Origin of the sequence: Pedobacter sp. ASV1-7 (assembly GCF_040203335.1) — a bacterium.
GTDB lineage: Bacteria > Bacteroidota > Bacteroidia > Sphingobacteriales > Sphingobacteriaceae > Pedobacter.
The window spans coordinates 383,020-398,123 of sequence record NZ_JBEHBV010000004.1 but is presented as its reverse complement, the minus strand read 5'-3'; the positions used below and the strand labels follow the sequence as shown (position 1 = coordinate 398,123).

Annotated in this window: 13 protein-coding genes; 8 read left to right on the top strand and 5 right to left on the bottom strand. The window is 34.4% G+C overall.

From position 1 onward, the window contains the following. Positions 1–42 precede the first annotated feature (42 nt). The 3 genes from ABDJ41_RS12060 to ABDJ41_RS12050 all read right to left on the bottom strand — a co-directional run bounded on the left by ABDJ41_RS12060 (position 43) and on the right by ABDJ41_RS12050 (position 3,904). Positions 43–2,043 (bottom strand): AAA family ATPase, encoded by a 2,001-nt coding sequence (locus ABDJ41_RS12060; RefSeq protein ID WP_349786265.1) that lies wholly within the window; start codon positions 2,041–2,043, stop codon positions 43–45. Further along, positions 2,043–2,363, bottom strand: coding sequence for an excisionase family DNA-binding protein (locus ABDJ41_RS12055; RefSeq protein ID WP_349786264.1), 321 nt, complete (start codon positions 2,361–2,363; stop codon positions 2,043–2,045). Before ABDJ41_RS12055 ends, ABDJ41_RS12060 begins: the two co-directional genes overlap by 1 nt. Positions 2,364–2,668: 305 nt before the next feature. Next, positions 2,669–3,904: a tyrosine-type recombinase/integrase gene (locus ABDJ41_RS12050; protein WP_349786263.1), complete on the bottom strand. Its 1,236-nt coding sequence runs from the start codon at positions 3,902–3,904 to the stop codon at positions 2,669–2,671. A 447-nt stretch (positions 3,905–4,351) separates the two neighbouring features. On the opposite strand from ABDJ41_RS12050, the gene ABDJ41_RS22990 reads away from it, so the two are divergent. The 5 genes from ABDJ41_RS22990 to ABDJ41_RS12030 all read left to right on the top strand — a co-directional run bounded on the left by ABDJ41_RS22990 (position 4,352) and on the right by ABDJ41_RS12030 (position 6,673). Then, positions 4,352–4,678, top strand: coding sequence for an Arm DNA-binding domain-containing protein (locus ABDJ41_RS22990; RefSeq protein WP_502930335.1), 327 nt, complete (start codon positions 4,352–4,354; stop codon positions 4,676–4,678). A 216-nt stretch (positions 4,679–4,894) separates the two neighbouring features. Continuing rightward, positions 4,895–5,305, top strand: coding sequence for a hypothetical protein (locus tag ABDJ41_RS12045; RefSeq protein WP_349786262.1), 411 nt, complete (start codon positions 4,895–4,897; stop codon positions 5,303–5,305). Between the two features lie 79 nt (positions 5,306–5,384). Further along, the gene (locus ABDJ41_RS12040) at positions 5,385–5,783 is read left to right on the top strand and encodes a hypothetical protein (protein ID WP_349786261.1); all 399 of its coding nucleotides are present in this window, start codon (positions 5,385–5,387) and stop codon (positions 5,781–5,783) included. Between the two features lie 53 nt (positions 5,784–5,836). After that, complete coding sequence (locus ABDJ41_RS12035) at positions 5,837–6,226, top strand: hypothetical protein (protein WP_349786260.1); 390 nt, start codon at positions 5,837–5,839, stop codon at positions 6,224–6,226. A gap of 27 nt (positions 6,227–6,253) precedes the next feature. After that, positions 6,254–6,673: a helix-turn-helix domain-containing protein gene (locus ABDJ41_RS12030; RefSeq protein WP_349786259.1), complete on the top strand. Its 420-nt coding sequence runs from the start codon at positions 6,254–6,256 to the stop codon at positions 6,671–6,673. A 162-nt stretch (positions 6,674–6,835) separates the two neighbouring features. Here ABDJ41_RS12030 and ABDJ41_RS12025 read toward each other — a convergent pair whose 3' ends face one another. Next, a complete protein-coding gene (locus ABDJ41_RS12025) occupies positions 6,836–8,443 on the bottom strand; it encodes a sulfatase (protein ID WP_349786258.1) in 1,608 nt (535 codons plus the stop codon). 204 nt (positions 8,444–8,647) lie between these two features. Here ABDJ41_RS12025 and ABDJ41_RS12020 point away from each other — a divergent pair, with 204 nt between their 5' ends. Both ABDJ41_RS12020 and ABDJ41_RS12015 read left to right on the top strand, forming a co-directional pair. Then, positions 8,648–12,376: a DUF3858 domain-containing protein gene (locus ABDJ41_RS12020; protein WP_349786257.1), complete on the top strand. Its 3,729-nt coding sequence runs from the start codon at positions 8,648–8,650 to the stop codon at positions 12,374–12,376. A 19-nt stretch (positions 12,377–12,395) separates the two neighbouring features. Next, a complete protein-coding gene (locus ABDJ41_RS12015; RefSeq protein WP_349786256.1) occupies positions 12,396–13,325 on the top strand; it encodes a phosphate/phosphite/phosphonate ABC transporter substrate-binding protein in 930 nt (309 codons plus the stop codon). Between the two features lie 3 nt (positions 13,326–13,328). Here the strand turns inward: ABDJ41_RS12015 and ABDJ41_RS12010 are convergent, their stop codons facing one another. Further along, positions 13,329–14,306: a GlxA family transcriptional regulator gene (locus ABDJ41_RS12010; protein WP_349786255.1), complete on the bottom strand. Its 978-nt coding sequence runs from the start codon at positions 14,304–14,306 to the stop codon at positions 13,329–13,331. Positions 14,307–14,533: 227 nt separating this feature from the next. On the opposite strand from ABDJ41_RS12010, the gene ABDJ41_RS12005 reads away from it, so the two are divergent. Next, the gene (locus ABDJ41_RS12005; protein ID WP_349786254.1) at positions 14,534–15,103 is read left to right on the top strand and encodes a dihydrofolate reductase family protein; all 570 of its coding nucleotides are present in this window, start codon (positions 14,534–14,536) and stop codon (positions 15,101–15,103) included. Position 15,104 lies beyond the last annotated feature (1 nt).

Below are 15,104 nucleotides of genomic sequence, written 5' to 3'. Positions count from 1 at the left end.
AGCGTCCCTTATTTTCAGGTAAACCACTGGGACATTCCTACATTACTGCTTAGCTTCCTGCAGCCACCTACCAATTTTAGATTTACTTATACCAAGCTTAAGTCCAATATCTCGAATCGTTAGTCCGGAATCTCGTAAAGTAATTGCTTCAGATCTTAACTCTTCCTCTGATTCAGCATCTTGAGATACACTTAGTAGACTCTTTTCATCACAAAACTCAATAAAGTCAAAGGTCAAAAAATCAGATTCCTTTATCAATTCGCATTTTAACACATTTGAATCATCATATTTTAGTTCCCCACTTCTACTTGGTTTAACTTGCTTCATATACCTGAAACCCTTATCATTTTTGCTTGAACCAATGGCAAATACAGAATCTGCAAAATTACTCAAGTGCTTACTTCCTGCCAGATGATTTATCATAATTCCTTCAGAAGGAGGTCTCTTTGGCGTATGTGCTAAAACTAACACAGTAACTTGCAAATCCTCCTTCATTTGTTTTAGTAATTTCATGATTTCCATGGCAACTTGGCCATCTTGTGAAGTCTGGGTACTTAAAAAAGTTATGTTATCAATTATTATAATGTTAGCGCCAATATCGATAATGTTTTTTTTAAACCGATCTATTAGTAGATGTTCAAATTTGATTTTTCTATTTGGGGATGTTAGTTCTGAAAAATCAATAGAATCAGTGTAGAAGTTTTCTGAAAACTGATATGGGTTCCCGCAATCGTCGGAATACCTTTTCTCAAATTGTTTATCAGACAGCTCAAAATCATAATAGATAACTTTTTGTGGTATACATTGGTTCTGTAGCCCTAACAGACTTTCTCCTTTGCTTAATGCATCGGCTATACAAACTGCCAAAACACTTTTTCCAATACCTGTATCACCAAACAGTATAGCTAATTCACCTGAGTGCATAAACACATCTAACAACATTTTTATTTCAGGTAGATTTTTAGCATCCTCTAATCTCTGTTGGGCCGTTCTTAATGCTGCATTAATAGAAGTTTTTTCCAGTTTATTTTCGCTTATAAGCTCTTCATAGAATACTGGCTCAATATTATCTAAGTCGGTCGCAGTAAATCCAAACTTGAAAAAATCAGCTACATCTTTACCACCTCGATTTTTAAGTTCTTCTGGAAGCTTTAGCATTTTTATATCATGTTTTGACGATAATTTTTGGGCAGCAGTAGTACCGGTATCATCAATATCATAAAGTAAAATAGGGGTCAACCTAAATCTATAAAAAGATTTTAATAGTTCTTCTGGTATGTCAGCCGTTTCACTGTTTAAGCATATTGCTAAATAACCATTAGATATTAAGCTAAGAACATCTTTCTCACCACCTGTTATAAAAACATTTGTCCCTGTCCCACAGTAGTCAAGTTGGGATCCAAAATAATGATTCTTGGGTTTTGTCCCAAGGTACCAAAATCTTTTCTCGGGACTGGGACAATATATTTTAGCATGATCTTTCCCAATGTAACCGAACCAAATGCTATTGGCTGGACGTGTTATAAATCTACCCCGCTCACCACCTGTTAAATATTTATCTATGGCTAATACATTTTGAGCCTCAATAGTTGCCTTTGTTATGCCATATTGGTTAAAAAAGCTTAATTCTTCCGACGTAAAATCACCATAGCTTCTAGTACATATTAGTTCGAAAGATTTTAGGTTGTTGTTGTTGTTGTATATAATTTCTGAGTTTAAATCTAGTGGCTTAATTTCTAAATTCTCCAAATCTTCATCCATTAATTGGAGTATCTGCCTAAAATCACTCTGTAAATCCAATCCATAGTAAAATGATGCAAATTTAAAAACGTCGCCTTTATATTCTACTGCACCATAATCATGAAAAAACCATCTGTCATCTTTGCAATAAAGTGCCATCGATGGATTTTTATCATGGTAGAGAGGGTTTTTTAACCTAAAGTGAGTTCCTTTTTTTAAATCTAATCCAGGAATAAATAGTTTAAAAAATAATAAGCCCCCTTGGGATTTATCCAAAATATTCTCTTTCGTGATAAAAGCCATTATTTTGTCCTCCCTAATTTTTCTATACTATGGAGTACAGCCTTTTTATCAAACAATAACTTTTTCCCAATTCTATATGACGGAATAACACCATCCTTAATTCTTAAATCAAGGGTTGGAAGTGATATATTTAAAAGATTTGCAATTTGTTTACGAGTTAACAACTCCTCCTTTTCATCGTTATTTGGTACAATTGGTGCTACAACACAGTTATTATGTTCTCTAAGCACTTGTTCGAAAATATTCTTAATTGTATCAGAAAATTCCGTAGCCGGAATTAAAATTTGGGCATTATTTAGCACCATATTATCTATAGCCATTTTTGTAATCTTTTAAATAAATTGATATTGAACCTAGGCCAGCAGTTCGTTGATTAATGACCATCAATTATAAAATGATTATGATGACTATGTATAGTCTAAATTATGAAGAGAATTATAGCGGCCTGGGGCACCAATTATTTATTATTCTAGCAATATTAATATTGCAATTTAAATATTATAAATAATTAATAATCAATTATTTACAAAAACAAAACTAATGATTTACAAGTTACCAAACAAGGAATATTTTTATTTAATTGATCAAGGCCAGCTAATCCCTGATTTTGATTTGTTATTAATATTTACACTACCTTTTTAAATGCTATTTTCATTTCTCTAGCTTTATGTTGTTCATCTATTTGATTATACCTAGCAAATACAGCCATGCTTTTATGATTGGTAATTGACCGAATTAATTCAGTATCTACATTCTTAAAAAACATATAACTTACGAATGTACGTCTAGCTACATGGCATGTTAATACTTCATGAAACTCATAAACGTTTTCTATTGGCTGATTTCCTCTGTACTTAATCTTAGTTACGACTCTATTAAGACCTGCAAGTTTTCCAATCTCCTTTAAGTATTCATTCATTTTTTGATTGCTTATGAAAGGCATTGCTTTAGTACCATAATTTTCACTATATTTTTTTAGCAATGTCTTAGCTGCATCAATTAAGGGAATGCGTTGTTCTGATTTGGTTTTTTGAGAAGTAATATTTATAAAATCGCCATCAATATCAATTTTCCTTAGTTCTTTGGCATCTCCGTACCTAAGAGCTGTATAGCACATAAATAAAAAACAATCTCTAACTTGAGCTAAGCAAACATTGTTAGTTTTGAAATTGCATATTTTTAATATCTCATCCTCTTTTAAAGCAATAATCTTAGGTTCAGTATGTTTATAGCTAAATGATTTAAAATCAAATTTTTTATTGTAGCCCAATTTTGAACAGTAATTCAAAAACCATTTTAAAACCTTAACATTTCTTGCTATTGTACCATTAGTATGCTTTTTATCAATTAGGAAATATTCTATATACCTATTGAAAAAAATATTATCTATAGCATCAAAGTCCAGACTAATCTTAGCATATTTCCCAAAACTTTTCAAATGTTCAAGATTGGTTTTTAGTTTTTTTACAGTACCTAAAGAACCTTTAATTCTATATCCATCAATAAAATCTTCATAGTGCTGCATTAATGTCTTTTTGTCTCTTTTATCATTTCGATTTAATGCACTCCTAATAGAACTAACCGTTGGTTGTTTACCTGCCAGAATCATGTCTCGGTATATTTTATTTATATGGTCACATTTGGAAGCAACTATTGCGTTAATTTCCACACTTCCCAGATAGTTAGGCTTAACCCTATGATTTTTTTCATCCCACATTTTTCTATCTATATTTTCTCCAGTCTGCAGCCACAGCCTTGTTCCACCAAATGAAAAATCAATTAAGATGGGGATGTTTAGTTGTTTTAACTGCCCTGTTGCAGGGTCTTTTCTTTGTTCTAATTTAGGTGTAGCTTTTGCCATATTTAAAGTTTATTTATTTATATAAATATTATAATTTTATTATTTAATATATTAATAATCAATTAGTTACAAACTAACATATAATTTTTCATATATTCAAATGATGAGTAATACTGGATAGGTAGTATGTTGATTTCTAACCCATACAATTTTGCATACAAGGACTTCTTTCCTCATATTTATCCAATTTTATTATACTTTAAATAGTGATCTATGGCGCTCTAGAATTGAACACCATTTTATACAGATACTTGTCTGTATTTACTTTAATTTTATAAAACCAAAGAGAACCTTCGGCTCCACCAAAACAAAAGTAGAGAACGGCAAATAGTCGTTCTCTTTTGTTTTAACAAGGTTTTTTCTTAATTTAACCACCAATCTACCACAATCTACCCCACAAAAAACGCACACCAAAAACACACCTCTCGAAAAATCACCCTGCACACCATGAAAATCAACATACGACTCCACTTATACAAATCAAAGAAATACACGGATGAAACTCATCCTCTAGTACTTATGTATACTGTTAATGGAAAAAGGATAAAGAAAACTATAACCCGGCGTGCAGAAATAAACTGGAATACTAAGACCAACCGAATAAAAAGCTTAGACCCGAAATCAGCATATAAAAATCGTGATATAACTTTTGAATATTCAAAGGCCGAGGAGTTATTACACGAAATAAAACGGGGAACGAAAAAGGTATCTGATCTTTTCAGCAAGCATGAAAGTTTAAGTTTCAGTTTATCATTAAAAAACTTATCAACTTAAAACCTTTACTGTAAATGGAATACATAGTAGGAATAATCAGCTTAATATCGCTAATTGTATTTTTTGTCACTTGCGATACAATCGCTAAAATAAAAGATAATCAGAAAAAGTTATTAGAGTTTCTGGAACAGCAAGCTTTAAAGCAAGAAAAGCACTAACAGTATATTGAAAAACACATATACACAATTAAGACAATACCTTTAAATCAAAACAACAATGAAAAAATCACTATTAACGCTTATCACATTAACAATCCTATTTGTTGGATGCAAGAAAAAAGATGATACTGTAGCAATCGACATGACTTTAAAAACATATTTAGCGGATGCAAAACCAGCATTATTTCCCTACACTAACGCGACATTGGAATTAAAATTTCAGTCAAATGGAACGGTAGTTCTTAGAGTGCCCCCATTCGACGACTATGTAACATTAAAATACGAAGTTGTAGACAAGATGGCGACAAACACTAATCTACATATTTATGGAGAGCTTGATAAGAAACTTATGGCATATGAATTTAATAAAGACACAAATATAGACTGGAATGCTACCATCGGTAGATTAGGATATAAGCCGGAGATTATTGGATTTCAAGCAGAAGAATATCATTTTACTTCATATTAACAACCTCACCCAAAACTGTCATTCACCTTCAAAATTAAACATTAACCAAACAACTTTTAACAGTATTATACAATAAGCAATGAAAAAATCACTATTAACGCTTTTCGCATTAACAATCCTATTTGTTGGATGCAAGAAAGATGAATATGTCGAAATCGATATGACTTCAAAGACATATTCTGCCGGTACAAAATTCAACAATAACGCAGTTATCCTGCTCTTAGACTTTCAGTCAAATGGAGAAGTTAGACTGCGTGCTTACCCAAGCGTTGATGTTGTCATACTAAAATATGAAATTGGAAGCAAAACAGCTCCGACCACCACTCTTCGTATTTATGGAGATTTAGATAAAACACTAAATGCAGACGGTTTTACTAAGGGTTCAAAAATAGAATGGAAAGGCAATATCTCCCGACCAAGTAATACATCTGAAATAAAAGATTTTTCAATATCCGGATATAATTTCATTTCTTACTAAAACACGGGAGCAAGTTAATTATACAATCTCTAAATAATCTCTTAAAACTAAACATGAAAAAATCACTCTTAACATTAATATTATTGACACTCTTATTTGCTGGATGTTCTAAAAAAAATGACGAAACCCCTGCCTTGTCATTGTCTGGAACTCATTGGTATGGAATTGGAGAAAAACATATGAATGGTTTAACTTATTATAAGCAATTTCATTTCACCTCCGATTCGGAAGCCGATATGTATACTTCATACTTAATTGGTGAATCAACAGATGTATACACCGGTAAACTGAAGTATAAAATAAACACCCCATCAGGGACCACTCCTACCATAATCGTTACTGGTAAAGATGGTTTTGGCAGGAATGTAGACTTTAGCTTTGTTTATGACAGAAAAAGCATAACACTAATGACCGGAGCTGAGTCGTACACAAAGTTTAAGTAATCTCCTTCACAATAAAGGATTAATACAATGGCAACGATTAAGAAAAGCGGTTTAGAAGCATCTGATTTCGCAAAAAGATTTAAAGATTTCCGTACTACCATCATTGATAAAGTTCAAATGCGAGCTGCAGAGAAGATGAATATTACACGTGGTTTTCTTTCTAGCTTAGAAAGCGGCAGTAAACGACCTGGATTGGACTTAGTAGAATTGCTAATTGAAAAATACAATCTGAATACTGAATGGCTGGCTACAGGGTTAGGTGACAAGCAAACTACTGGACCAGCAAAACCTACAGTAAGAGGAAGTTTGAGTCAGGCACATGCAGATCTTTCGACAATGCGTCAGTCAATGAAAATCTTACATTCCAACTTGAATCAGCTTTATGATATCATTGAGAAACAGCAAAAGCAAATAGACACCCTAACTCAGAAGATTGAAGGAAAATGACCACCAATTTGCACACCAGAAAAACAGAATATAATTCAAATCACTGACAATCATTATCGTACTACAACATAAATTAACCCCTTCGGATCCACATAACATAAAAAGCAGCTCTTTAAGAGCTGCTTTTTATGTTTACAGAGTTTTGACTTTAAACCTTTTATTTTACCGACTTTCTTTACTGCGAAAATAACGGATCATTTTATTCTTTAAATCTTTAGCAACCTGTTCATATTTTTTATCGGCTGCAAAATTAACCCTTTCCCCCGGATCTTTCTGATAATCATACAATTCATCACCAACAACAGAAGATGCCTTAAATGGCATATTACTTCTGAAATTCTCCATCCAAATCGTGTACCGATATCTTTTTGTCCGAAGTGAATAACCCATAACTTTCGACGAAGCATCCACCATCCGTTGAGATTCCATACCTGTGGAACTCCGTGGATACTGACTTATCGCAAAATCTTTGATTGATGACTTAGGATTTTGCATCAATGGAACCAGGCTTTTACCCTCTAAATGGGCTGGTACCGGAATGCCTGCCAAATTGCATAATGTTGGAAAAACATCTACAAATTCTGAAAGAGAGCTAGTAGCAGAGGCCTTAATATGAGGAGCCGAGAAGATCAATGGGCTACGAGTGGCTTGTTCATAATTAGAATGCTTACACCATAAGTTATGATCACCTAAATGCCATCCATGATCACCCCAAAGAACAATAATTGTATTTTTACTTAAACCTAATGAATCAAGCGTGTTTAATAAAATGCCCACCTGGGCATCTGCGTAAGAAACTGCAGCATAGTATCCATGTATCAGTTCCTTTTGTTTATCTAAGGGTAAAGTTATGCCGTAACTTTTCTGATCCGTATAAGAGATTATAGGTGGAATATCTGTATAAGCCCTGAGCTCTCCCGAATTATGATAAGCAACATCTATTGCATGATTTGATTTTTCCTGGAACTCTGCAACAGGCATGTCATCCCGCTGATAGAGATCCCAATATTTCTTTGGTGCATTAAAGGGCAAGTGAGGTTTAGCTAAACCCACCGCAAAAAAGAACGGTTCGTTTTTCCTTTGGAGTTCATTTAAAATATCCTTTGCCTGAAGCATATTGGCTCCATCAATATAAGCATGATCAGGTACATCAACACTTTCCATAGAAGGCCTGATAGTAGCTAACAACTCCAGATCTGTTAAAATCTTTCCGCTATCGTCCCTCCTCTTTTTTTCAACCAAGGCCTTAGTCTCTTTCGCCTGGTAATAATTTAAAACTGTCTTCCCTGTTGATGCTGCATAATATTTATTATCTGTTCTATAATACGGAACTGTCCAGCTTACTTTATCCAACCCCTCATCCACACATCTTGGATCGTAAATTTTACCGATAGCCTGGGTAGAGTACCCCTGACTTGCAAAATATTGTGGAATGGTCAAAATATCAGGATTCATATCCCTCATCTTTGTTTTTAGATCCCATACCTTGGTTACATCAGGACGCATTCCAGTCATTATACTGGCTCTGGTTGGACCACAGACAGCTTGCTGGCAATAATTACTTTTAAAAACCGTACCCATTTTTGCCAAACGATCTATATTGGGTGTTTTAATTAACTGATCGCCATAACAACCTAAAATAGGTTTCAAGTCATCAATAGCAATAAACAAAACGTTAGGCTTCTCTGGCTTTTGCGCAAATGTCTTAAAGCCAAATGAAATCAAAATTAAAAAAACGATAGCCTGAATGGTTTGAACTCTTAAAATCATAATTGTACTATTATTTTTTGATTAGCGTATCCAAACGAATTTATAAGAATCTTGCTTAAAACAATTTCAGTTCTGTTTTAAATGCTATTGAATTTGATGAATGAAAAATAATTAATACTACAAATATCCAGAGCGATCCTGAAATGACGTCTTTTTTTCATATAATTGAATATTAAACAGTAGCCAAACTAACTCTCTAAATAAATGAAAATTAAAACTCTTTTAATCCTCTCCCTGTTATTTTCCCTAAAATTAAATGCACAGGTTACCGTCGACAATGCATGGAGTAAATTCTTACAAAATGACCGTCTGTCATCAAGAAATTTATTCTTACAACTCGCAAAAAATCCAAAAACACGAGATGATGCGAACATAGGCTTATGCCTTATCTCTGAAATGGATAAACCAGAAAATGAAGCTTTTACATATCTAAACAAATTATATACAACCTCAAAAAAACCAGAACCTTATTTGTTTGCATTGTGGGGAAGCCCGGCAAATTATCTTGGCTACCGAAAATCACCAGCACAAATGGCTTTCTACAATAGCCTATCTCAAAGAAAAGATGTTGATGGAACTTTATCTGCTATGGCCCTTTCTCTTGCTGGAAGACACTATCAGGAAATCAAAAACTATGAGATGGCCAATAAGGCTTATGGTCAGATTGGTGAACTCGAAAATTGGCTTATTACCGGTGAGTTTGAAAATATTTCAACAAGTGGGTTTGATAAAACATACGAAGTAATTGATCATCCTGAACAGAATGCGGTATTCTCCGGAAAACGAAACCGTAAGTTTGGCTGGCGAACAGTGCCTTACAACCGATTGGATAAATGGTTTGATTTCACCTATTACAACAATTACAAAAATGCAGTTCAGTTTGCACAAACTTTTGTGAAAAGCCCAGCAAATATAACTGCCGAATTAAGAACAGGTGTTTCCGGCTCTGTTAAAGTATGGGTTAATGATCGGCTTATACTCAGCGAGGCAGAAGAAAGAAATAACGATCTTGATTCCTACATCAATTCAATTAAACTAAATGAAGGTTATAATAGAATCCTTGTTCAAATAGGAGAAAGTTATGCCGACAGATCTAATTTCATGATTCGATTAACGGATCAAAAAGGAATACCACTTTCCAACATCACTACAACTACCACTCCTCAAAATTACACAAAAGAAAACAGTTACATTTCGACCAAAATAAAACCTACAGCTTTTAATTATTTTGAAACTGAGCTAAAAAAATCTCCAAATAATTATCTGAATCAATTAATGTTGGCAAGACTTTACCTCCGACAAGGTGATATATTTGAATGCCGCAGTTTGCTTGAAAAACTAAAAAACCGCTTCCCAAAAAGCACTTATCTGAACATGATGATGATTGAGCTTTTTTCAAAAGCGAATAACAGAACAGGCATTGAAATGCTTCAGGAAGCTATAAAAACAAATGATCCGGAATCTTCATATGCTCTTGAACTTATGTACAATGAGTATCTTAACCAGAAAGATTACAACAATGCAACAGCAACCATAGCGAAACTGGAAAAGATATATGGTGAGAATGACAATATCTTCTTAAAGAAGATGAATGTTGCTGCTAAACTCCAAAACCAGCAGGAGGTAATTAAATTGGCTGAAAGGTCATATGCGTTATTCCCTAATTCGGTTGATATCGTTGGTGTTAAATACGCAGTCGAAAAGGAAATTAAAAAAGATCCAAATGCGATTACTATTCTGGAAAAATACATAGCAGAAAATGATGATTATGCATCTGCAAAATACCTTGCGGGAATCTATTTTGATAAAGGAGATAGCGAGAAAGGTCTGGCAATATACAAAGATGAACTAAAAAATAATCCCATAGCATTTGGGGTATATTCAGATCTTGCCGCTCAGTACCATAACCTTCAGCAATATGACAATGCCGAAAAAATATATTTGCAGGCACTTCTAATTGATCCGAATCATGCAGATACCTATACCTCACTTGGGCTCTTATATAACGTTAGTAAACAAAAAGAGAAAAGTATTGAGGCTTACAATAAAACACTTCAGATTAGTCCAAACAATTATGAGGCTATCAGATCTCTTAGAAGGTTACAGGAGAAAAAAGCTGTATTCGATTATTTTGTACAACCAGATATTAAAGCCATAATCAATGCTGCTCCAAAAGCATCTGATCATCCTGATGATCAGGTAATCGTATTAAATAGAGAAGTGCAAAAAGTTGTATATGAAAATGGTGGATCTGAAGAAAAACATTTCGAGACGACAAAAATACTTACCCAAAAGGGATTAGAATCCTATACCGAATACAATATCCCCTACAACAATGATCAAAGTTATAATATCGAAGTTGCGGAAGTTATAAAAGCAAATGGAACTAAAGTACCTGCAGAGCAAAATGGAAACAACCTCGTATTTACTAATGTTGAAATTGGTGATGTAGTTAATCTTCGATATACCATCGAAAATTATTTTACCGGACAAATGGCAAGTCATTTTTCCGATTCTTTTTATTTCGCAGATGGCTTGTCTTTTATTAATAAAAAATATTCTTTATTAATTCATCAGGAAAAGCCATTCAAATACGTATTCTCTCAAGATGCTATTGTTCCTCAAAAAAACAAAAAAGATGAATTTGATCTGTATGTATGGCAACAAGGAAACCAAAATGCTTTAATTTATGAAGACAAAATGCCTCCATCAGAAGATGTAGTTAATAAGTTGTATCTATCCTCTATCCCTAACTGGCAATTTGTATCTGATTGGTACAACAACATTGCAACAGCAAAAGCACGTAGCAGTTACGAAGTTAAATCTACTGTAAAAGAACTCTTTCAAAATCAAAAGAATGCAGATCCTTTAGCAAAAGTTAAAACAATCTATAGTTATATCACCCGGAATATTGCCTATAGCTCGGTGCCATTCAGACAAAATGGAGTAATTCCTCAAAACCCATCTACTGTGATCAACACACGTATTGGTGATTGTAAAGATGTTTCCACCCTATTTGTAGCAATGTGTAAAGAAGCCGGAATAGAGGCAAATTTAGCCTTAGTGAGTACCAGAGATAATGGCCAAAGCACCTTACCGCTGCCTAGCATAGACTTTAATCACTGCATCGCAAAAGCAACTATAAACAATCAGGATTACTGGCTGGAACTTACCTCAGGAAATCTGCCATTCAATACATTCAGCACTGGTTTTATAAATTCAAATGTACTTGAAGTAGGAACTAAATCTAATGAACTGATCAAATTTAATCCGCGAATAAGAGGCTACAATACGTTGAATTACCAGACGGCAATAAAAATCGAAAATATGGATATGGTAATCAGTGAAACAAATCAAAATACAGGCTCTGCTGTCAGCTATGTTCGTTCGTCTTATAATGACATAAGTAACAAAGATCAATTAAAAAAGATGAAAACAGACATCAGCGCTACTTATCCGGAGAATGAAGTCTACTCACTTAATTTTAAAAATCTGGCCCCTGCAACCGCAACTTCAGATACACTGAGTGCCCAATCTTCTTATAGACTCATTAATGTGTTTAAGCCTGTTGCGGGAATGTCTATATTCTCCATCCCATGGTCCAATAAAATCCCCGCCTCTATTTTACAAATGGTACCAAACAGAAAATTTGGAATTGACCTTACGCAAATCTTTAGTATAGATGAGTCCAATGAACAATTAACACTAGAACTTCCTGCAGGTAAAAGCATGGTACAGCTACCTAAAAACATAAATCTTTCAAATGATTTTATAGATTTTAGTATTGAAAACCAACAGATTGAAAACAAGATCATATTGAAACGAAGATTTCTCTTAAAAAAGGACATAGTACCTTTAAAGGAAACCGAGGCTTTCAATGCATTTTTCAAGCAAATAGTTAATGCTGATGACCAGCAACTGGCAATAAAATAAATTCTTAAAAACTAATATTATGAGAAACTTTTTTGTCTTCGTCCTTCTGCTTAGCAGTTTCTTTATATCAAAAGCGCAAGAAAAAATACATAAATCCTCCAAGACCATTATTATCGCGACTTACCAGTATTCCGATAATGACAGATTGAAGAATATCCAACCCTTAGCTGCCATTTTAGAAAAAAAGATAGGATATAAGGTAGTGAGCAAAAGTTATCCTACAGTTTTTAGTCTGATTACGGCACTCAATGATAAGAAGGTGGATTTAGCACTCATAAGTACTTTCGGTTATATGCTTTTTGATGCCAGCAATGATGCGACCAAAATGGAAGCTGTTGCTGCCCTGGAAGTGAGAACCGGGGAAAGGGACAATTACAAAACAGCCTTTGTTGTACCTTGGGATTCGAAGATTACTTCTTTTGAAACTATCAAAGAAGAAGCAAAAAATATGAAACTGGAATTAGTTGCTGAAGGTTCAACATCAGGCAATTTAGTACCAAGACTAATACTTACAGGAGCTGGAATTGTTAATGCTGAAACTCAATTTAAATCAGTAAATTATGGAAAAACACATCAACGAACCATCGAGGCAGTAGCAAATGGCCAGGCTGATCTTGCTGCAATGGGCAGTGTTGATTATTTTTCATTTATTAATAATAAGGAGAATAATCAAAAAGTAAGATTGATAAAAATGTCTCCGGAAATCCCATTAGGCCCGGTATTGTTAAATAAGCAATTACCAAAACAATTAAGGGCAGAGATTATTACCGTGCTGTTGAAATTACACCAGCAGAATCCAGAAGTACTTACTTCTGTAAAATCCGGCTGGTCTGAGGCCCGTGATGCTGACCGCTTTATTGCAATCAAATCAAGCTACTATCAACCGTTTAAGTCAGGCCTTGGCAACCCGGATGAACTATCAAGAATCATAAGACAGTTTACAAAATAAATTCTACGCTGCTGCCTGGCGATTATATTTATGCTTATAATCCATAGGAGACATACCTGTTGCTTTCTTGAAAGCAGTTCTGAAGGCTTTTACATCTGCATAGCCAACTTCGTACATCACCTCATTTATATTTTTCGAGGTATTTTCAAGTTGTTTTTTAGCTGCTTCAACTTTTACCCGTTGTATATATTCAGCAGGTGAATTACTAGTTGCCTTTCTAAAACGTCTTTCAAAATGACGCCTGCCAATGGCGAACTTATCTGCAAGGATATCTACAGATAATCCATTTGCGTAGTTTTGTTCAATAAATTCCTGGGCTTGCTTAATAGGTTCATCCTCATGTTTCTTCTGCCCGTTAAACATCACAAATATCGACTGACTTTGGCGATCTATTTCAATAGCGAAGTACTTGGCTGCCATAATGGATATTTCTCTGCCTGCATATTTCTCAATGATATGTAACATCAGGTTCAAATAAGATGTTGCACCTCCACTGGAATAAAGCCCTTCAATCTCCGTAATAATACTCCCCTCGGTCATGGATACTTCCGGAAACATTGACCTGAACTCATTGGCAGAAAACCAATGTGTAGAGCATGATTTTCCATTCAGTAAGCCAGTCGATGCCAGCAGAAATGCACCGAGGCAAAAGGAGGCCACTTCTGCTCCTTTCTTATATTGATTAACGATCCATGGTATAAAATCTGCATTAAGATCAATTGTAGATTTCATATCACCTGATAATGCAGGTATAATGATAAGGTCTGTTTTTTCAAGATTAGAAATTATAGTATCAGTATTCACTGATATCACTCCGTTGCTAAGTGTCACCTGTTCAGTTAGCCCCACCAACTGAATGTCAAATACGGGTTCTTTTCCAGCATTCACCAAAAACTGGTTGACAACAGTAAAGATGGCTCTTGGATCCAATATTGTAGAAGGAACAGCTTCATAAGGCACTAAAATCGATATCTGTTTCATATGGCTTTTATTGAAAATGAATATATGCTGGTTTTACGTTGATCAAATTTAAAGAATTAATTATTACAGATCTATTAAATAAACACAAAGAGTCGCAAATACACCGCGATGAAGTCGGGTTCCTACATTATCTACCCTACAAATCTCATCTACCTTTGAATAACAAAACAAATAGTTTTTAAAAGACCCGGATAACCTATTCGGAATATCATGTACATAGCAGTTAAATGAGGAAAATCATTTTATCAATGAATATAACCGAAGATGGTTTTGTAGCTGATCCGGATGGAAGCCTGGATTGGCATTTCCCTTACTGGAACCATGAAATGTGTAACTCAATGTGCCGGATGTTAAGCGAATGTGATACCATATTGCTGGGAAGGAATACCTACAACGCATTTGCCGGATACTGGATGCTTAAAGAAAATGACCTAAGCATACCTGCAATTGATGTTCCTATGGCTTATATGATGAACAGATACACCAAAGTAGTAGTTTCCAGTTCATCGGGCAGACTCCCCTGGAGGTATTCTCATATAGTTAATGGAAATATACTACAAGAAATTAAAAAACTAAAGGAGCAGCAAGGAAAAGATATAATTGTATTGGGTAGTTGCCAGTTGGTATCCCTTCTAATTCAACATGATTTAATAGAGGAGTATTATATATGGATTCACCCTATTACAATTAGAAGTGGAAAACAACTATCTAGGCTGACAAAATATCTGGCTAGACTAAAACCCAACCGTGTAGAACAATTTGATTGTGGTGTGATTAAGCAGGGGTTTATAAAATAAA